Genomic DNA, 6258 nt, shown 5'->3' on the forward strand with positions numbered 1-6258 from the left:
AGCGTGGCCGAACGCGGCGCACCGCCTTCGGGGCGCGGACGCGCGACGTCGAAGCCCTGCGGACGCTGATGTCCGCCCTGCGGGCCGGCGCGGCGCTTGGTCTCGACGACGACGGTCTTGGAACGGCCGTGGCTGAAGCTCTGTTTCACCGTGCCGGTCGAGACCGAACCCGCCGCACGCGGCTTCAGGCTCAACGGCGCGCGCGGCCCCGTTTGCGAAGGCGTGTTGGCAGGAGTCTTGCCGTCGTTGGAATTGTTGTTTTCGTCGCTCATCCGGTCGCTTTACTCAGGGCGGAGAATTCCGCCTTCGTCTCTCAATCACCCATAGCAGAATGCGGCCCCGCCTCCGTTGTTTCGGAAACAGGCCCGCCGCCGCTCAAACCCTAAGGCTCTCCTTCCGGAGCCGCGCTCCGGTCGTCCTCTGCGCCGTGTTCGGGCCCCGCCCGGTTCCAGCTCTGGGGACAGAGAGGTCGAAATCCCGCCAACCGCTGAACCTCCTGGGTCCAACGGTCAGCCCGCCCGCCTCGCAGCAGGACGGCGTGTATCGCATTTTCCAGCCCAAGGGCCAAACTCAAATCGTCCGCGCTGAAAGCCCCGCAGATTTCGGGGGCGGGCGAGGCGTGTCTGGAGAGGGCCAGAAGCTTGCCGCGCCCNNCGTCGGCGGCCTCGATCAGCCATGCGGCGCGGCCGCTGCGGATCGCCGCAGCGCATTTCTCGAACCCAGAGATAAGCACGCCTTCGCGCCGGGCAAGACCCAGCTGGTCCAGACAGCGCCGAACCAGCAGGCTTTCAACCAGATCAGGCAGGTCCGCGGCGGGTTTCAGCGGCGCCTTGGCCGCCCGCGCGAACAGGTTCTTCTTGATCGCCGCCTCAAGCGAGGCGCGGTCGGCCGCGACCCACAGGCCGCGCCCCGGAAGCTTACGCCCCAGATCGGGCGCCACCGCGCCGTCCGGGCCGCCGACAAAACGGATCAGGCGAGATTCATCGAGAACCTGGCGTGACGCCAAGTCCTGACGATCCCTATCGATCAACGTCTCGGACGACCTCATGGACAGCTGCGGCTCCCATCACATGTCGCGGGACTGATCGTCGAGGTCGTCAGCGACGACCTCTGCATCAGCGTCAGCGTCGGCTTCATCAGCCTGGGCGTCTTCCTGGCCTTCGCCGTCGAACTCGACGTCGCCTTCCAGCGTCTCTTCCTCGACGTATTCCGGCTGAGGCAGTTCCGAAGCGTCGATCCAGCCGGCGGCCACGCGCGCCTGCAGGATCAGCATTTCGGCGTCTTCCTGGCTCAGGTTGAAGGTTTCCAGCACGCCCGGAACCTTCACGCGCTCGCCGCCGCGCACTTCATAGCCGCCGCGGATTTCGTCGGTGGCCAGATCGGCCAGATCCTCGACCGTCTTCACCCCGCCTTCGCCCAGGGCGACGGCGATGGCGGCGGTCACGCCCGGCACTTCCAGCACGCCGTCCTCGACGCCCAGGGCCACGCGCTTGGCGTCCAGCTCGGCCGCCTGACGGTCCAGGTGTTCGCGGGCGCGGGTCTGCAGCTCTTCAGCCGTGTCCTCGTCGAAGCCTTCGATCTCGGAGATCTCATAGGGCTCGACGAAGGCCAGATCCTCGACCGTGGCGAAGCCTTCGGTGACCAGCAGCTGGGCGATCGTCTCGTCCACGTCCAGGGCTTCCTGGAACAGGGCGGTGCGCTCGGCGAACTCGCGCTGGCGGCGCTCGGAGTCCTGAGACTCGGTGATGATGTCGATCTGCCAGCCGGTCAGCTGCGAGGCCAGGCGGACGTTCTGGCCGCGACGGCCGATGGCCAGCGACAGCTGCTCGTCCGGCACCACGACCTCGACGCGGTCGGCTTCTTCGTCCAGCACCACCTTGGCCACCTCGGCCGGGGCCAGGGCGTTGACGATGAAGGTCGGCTCGTCGTCGTTCCACTGGATGATGTCGATCTTCTCGCCCTGCAGTTCGGCGACGACCGCCTGAACGCGCGAGCCGCGCATGCCGACGCAGGCGCCGACGGGATCGATCGAAGAGTCGTTCGACAGGACGGCCATCTTGGCGCGCGAACCGGCGTCGCGGGCGGCGGCGCGGATCTCGATCACGCCGTCGTAGACTTCCGGCACTTCCTGGGCGAACAGCTTGGCCATGAAGCCCGGGTGGGCGCGCGACAGCATGACCTGCGGGCCCTTGGCCTCGGGGCGCACGTCATAGATGTAGGTGCGGACGCGGTCGCCGACGTTGAACACTTCGCGCGGGATCGACTGGTCGCGGCGCATGATGCCTTCGCCGCGGCCCAGGTCGACGATGGTGTTGCCGTATTCGACGCGCTTGACCGTGCCGTTGACGATCTCGCCGACGCGATCCTTGAACTCTTCGTACTGGTTGGCGCGCTCGGCCTCGCGGACCTTTCCGGTCACGACCTGGCGGGCCATCTGGGTCTGGACGCGGCCGAACTCGAACGGCGGCAGGATCTCGACGTATTCCTTGCCGACCTCGGCCTCGGCGTCGCGCTTCAGCGCGTCGCGCAGGCGCACCATGGCGCTGTCGTTGAACTCTTCCAGCTCGTCTTCCGGCTGCCAGTCGTCGCCGACGATGGTGACGTGACGGGTCAGGCTCAGCTCGCCGGTCTTGTGGTCGATCTTGGCGCGGATGTCGTGGTGCGCGCCATAGCGCGACTTGGCGCCCTTCTGGATCGCTTCCTCGATCGCCTCGATGACGATCTCCCGGTCGATGTTCTTCTCGCGCGCGACGGCGTCAGCGATGGAGAGCAGTTCCAGGCGGTTGGCGGAGATTCCGGTCACGGCCATCAGGCGTCGTCCTTAGTGGAGTCGGAGTTGGATTGTTCAGCGGAGGATTGTTCAGCATCCGGCGCGCCCTCGGGCAGGCCGTCGTCTTCGGGTTCGCCGCGCGCCGCGCGCAGGGCCGCGCCGCGTTTCAGCAATTCGTCGGTCAGCACCAGCTTGGCGTCGGCCAGCCAGGCGAAGGGGATCAGGGCGGTCTCGTCCTCGCCGTCCAGGTCGATGGCGACGTTCTCGCCCTCGACCCCGGCGACAATGCCCTTGAAGCGCTTGCGGCCCTCGACCATGCGGTCGGTTTCAAGACGGGCTTCCAGACCTTCGAACAGGTCGAAGTCGATCAGGCGCGTCAGCGGCCGGTCGATGCCGGGCGAGGAGACTTCCAGCAGATATTCGCCCGAGATCGGATCGGCGGCGTCCAGCACCTCGGACACGGCGCGCGACAGGCGGGCGCATTCCTCGACCGAGATGTCGTGATCGAGATTGCGCTCGGCCATGATCTGCAGGCGACGACGCAGGGTGCCGCCCATCAGGCGCACGCGCACGACCGCCAGCCCCAGGCTCTCGGCCACGGGGTCGATCAGCTCAAGCAGAGCACGGTCTTCGGCGGTCTTGGCCCGCAAGCGGCTACTCCAAAAACAAAAGCGACGGTCCGTCCGGGCCGCCGCTTGATACGACGCCGTTGGACGTCGGTCTAACGATGTGAGCGGTCATATAGGCGAAAGCGGGGGCCGTGTCAGCCCCCGCCGTCATCCCATGACAATCAGGTCGCCCGATCAGAACTCCTGCCAGTCGTCCCCGACTTCTTGCAGCTGAGCGGCGGCGCCGCCGCGACCGAGGGTCTTCAGCACGGCGACGGTCCGGGGCGCCGGCGCGGGCTCAGGCGCAGGCTCGGCCGCGACAGCCCCTCCGATGCGGAAACGCGCCACCGAGGCGGCCAGGACGTCAGCCTCCTGGGCCAGCGAGTGGCTGGCGGCGGTCGATTCCTCGACCATGGCCGCATTCTGCTGCGTCACCTGATCCATCTGGTTCACGGCGGCGTTGACCTGCTGCAGGCCCGTCGCCTGCTCCTGGGCCGAGGCCGAGATCTCCGCGACCAGGCCATCGATTTCGGCCACGCGGCCGACGATGCGCTGCAGGGCCTCGCCCGTCTGCCCGACCAGGGCCACCCCCGCGCCGACCTGCTGGCTGGAGGCCGAGATCAAGGCCTTGATCTCCTTGGCCGCCTCGGCCGAACGCTGGGCCAGAGCGCGCACTTCGGAGGCCACCACCGCGAAGCCCCGGCCGGCGTCGCCCGCGCGCGCCGCCTCGACGCCCGCGTTCAGCGCCAGAAGGTTGGTCTGGAAGGCGATCTCGTCGATCACCCCGATGATGTCGCCGATCTGGTTGGACGACGCCTCGATCAGGCTCATGGCCTCCACCGCGTCGCGAACCACCTGACCGCTGCCCTCGGCGTCGTCGCGCGCCGAATGCGCCACGCCCGAGGCCTGACGGGCGCCGTCGGCGGTCCGGTTCACCGTGGCGGTGATCTGATCCAGAGCCGCCGCGGTTTCCTCCAGGCTGGCGGCCTGCTGTTCGGTGCGGCGCGACAGGTCGTCCGAGGCCTGAGAAATCTCGCTCGAGCCCGAGCGGATGGCCGCGACATTGGCCACGACCGCAACCATGGCGCTTTCCAACTGCGTGATGGCGGCGTTGAAATCGACCTTCAGCTGCTCCGCCTTAGGGGCCACCGACGCGGTCATGCGGTGGGTCAGGTCGCCCGACGCCATGGCGTTCAGGCCCTGGCCCAGGGCGGTGATGGCGATGCGATCCTCCTCGGCGGCCCGGGCCTTTTCGGCCTCGATGCGGATGCGATCCTCTTCGGCCGCCTGACGCTGGGCCGCAGCTTCGGCCTCCAGGCGGTCATTGGCGATGGCGGCGTCGCGGAACACCTCAAGGGCGCCGGCCATCCGCCCGATCTCGTCACGCCGCGCCAGGCCCGGAATGGCTGTCGTCCTGTCACCGTCCGCCAGGCGCTTCATCCGTGCGGCCAGGGCCACCACCGGCTGCGCGACCGATCGTCCCAGGAACCATCCGGCGACGCCCATGGCGGCCGCCACGGCGAGCGCCATTCCGCCCAGGGCCAGGGCCGCCCGCCCTACGGTAGCGACGACCTGATCCGTATAGACGCCCGAACCGATCACCCAGCCCCACGGCTTGAAGGCCTGGACATAGGACACCTTGGGCGCCGGCTCCTGCTGGCCCGGCTTGGCCCAGCGGTAGTTGACAAAGCCCGCGCCGTCGCGCCGGGCGACCTCGGTCATTTCACGGAACATGAAGACGCCGTCGGCGTCGGTCTTGGCGTTCAGATCCTCCCCTTCCAGTTGCGGGCTGAAGGGGTGCATCACCATGCGCGGCTGCATGTCGTTGACCCAGAAATAGTCGTCCTGGCCGTAGCGCAGGGCGCGCAGGGTCGACAGGGCGGCGGCCTGGGCCTGGGCGCGGGTCATGACGCCCAGCTGCTCCTGGGCCTGATAGTGGGCGACGGCGCTATGGGCCACCTCGACGGTCTTTCGGGTGCGGTCGGCGATCTCGTCGCGCAACACGCCGTCAAGTTTCATCAACGACAGGCCCGTGACCAGCAGAAGCCCGGCCACCGCCAGCACTGAAAGCAGGTTCACCCGCCCGCTGATCGTCAAACTACCCATAGACCATATCCCCTGACTGTCGGAGCAGGGTGACGGCTTCAGGTAAACACAAGGAAAACCGCCGTTCGCAGAAGTTCCTGCGTCGTAGCGTCAGGCCAGGCGTTCGAATTCCAGGAAGATCGGATCGGTGTCGCCCAGCTTCTTTTCCTCATAGCGGGTGACGACATGGTCTTCGGGCGGAGCGAACCAGTCGGCGCCCGTCTCAAGGCGCGTCAGGCCCGGCGTGCGCGCCAGACGCTCCAGCGCCCAGTCGGCGTAGTCCAGCCAGTCGGTGACGAAGCGCACCTTGCCGCCCGGTTTCAGCAGGCGGGCGATCTCCACCGCCGTCTCGTCCTGCAGGAAGCGGCGCTTGTTGTGGCGCGCCTTGTGCCAGGGGTCGGGGAACAGGATCATCACCCGGTCCAGCGAGGCGTCCGGCAGGGCCGCCATCACCGCGCGGGCGTCGTCGGCGTGCAGGCGCACGTTCTCAAGCCCGCCTTCCTCGACGTGACGCAGGGCCGAGGCGACGCCGTTGAGGAAGGGCTCGCAGCCGATCATCACCGCTTCAGGATGACGCGCCGCCTGGGCCGCCAGATGCTCGCCGCCGCCGAAGCCGATCTCCAGCCAGGCGGCTTTCGCGCCCGGCATCAGGGCTTGAGGATCGATCGGCCCCTTGGCCGGGTCCGGCACGGCTATGCGCGGCATCAAGGTGTCGAACAGGGCCGCCTGCTTCGCCTTGATCGGCCGCGACTTGATGCGTCCGAAGGAGCGCAGCGGGCCATGCGCCTTGGCCCA

The 6258-nt window shown here is 68.2% G+C and carries 6 protein-coding genes; all 6 read right to left on the bottom strand.

Going from position 1 to position 6258, the window contains the following annotated elements; genetic code table 11:
• The coding region (locus B2Y21_RS00525; RefSeq protein ID WP_292055919.1) for a translation initiation factor IF-2 associated domain-containing protein at positions 1-272 on the bottom strand (272 nt) is incomplete at its 3' end.
• Positions 273-382: 110 nt separating this feature from the next.
• On the bottom strand, positions 383-1048 hold the full coding sequence (locus tag B2Y21_RS00530) for an RNA-binding protein (RefSeq protein WP_292055920.1): 666 nt from the start codon (positions 1046-1048) through the stop codon (positions 383-385).
• Positions 1049-1066: 18 nt separating this feature from the next.
• Positions 1067-2809: a transcription termination factor NusA gene (gene nusA, locus B2Y21_RS00535; protein WP_292055922.1), complete on the bottom strand. Its 1743-nt coding sequence runs from the start codon at positions 2807-2809 to the stop codon at positions 1067-1069.
• On the bottom strand, positions 2809-3420 hold the full coding sequence (rimP, locus tag B2Y21_RS00540) for a ribosome maturation factor RimP (RefSeq protein WP_292055923.1): 612 nt from the start codon (positions 3418-3420) through the stop codon (positions 2809-2811). Before rimP ends, nusA begins: the two co-directional genes overlap by 1 nt.
• 153 nt (positions 3421-3573) lie before the next feature.
• Entirely contained in the window at positions 3574-5484 is a 1911-nt protein-coding gene (locus B2Y21_RS00545) for a methyl-accepting chemotaxis protein (RefSeq protein WP_292055925.1), read from the bottom strand.
• 90 nt (positions 5485-5574) lie between these two features.
• Entirely contained in the window at positions 5575-6237 is a 663-nt protein-coding gene (trmB, locus tag B2Y21_RS00550) for a tRNA (guanosine(46)-N7)-methyltransferase TrmB (protein ID WP_414632847.1), read from the bottom strand.
• Positions 6238-6258 lie beyond the last annotated feature (21 nt).

The organism is Brevundimonas sp. UBA5936 (genome assembly GCA_002430835.1).
In the GTDB taxonomy this organism is placed as follows: Bacteria; Pseudomonadota; Alphaproteobacteria; order Caulobacterales; family Caulobacteraceae; genus Brevundimonas.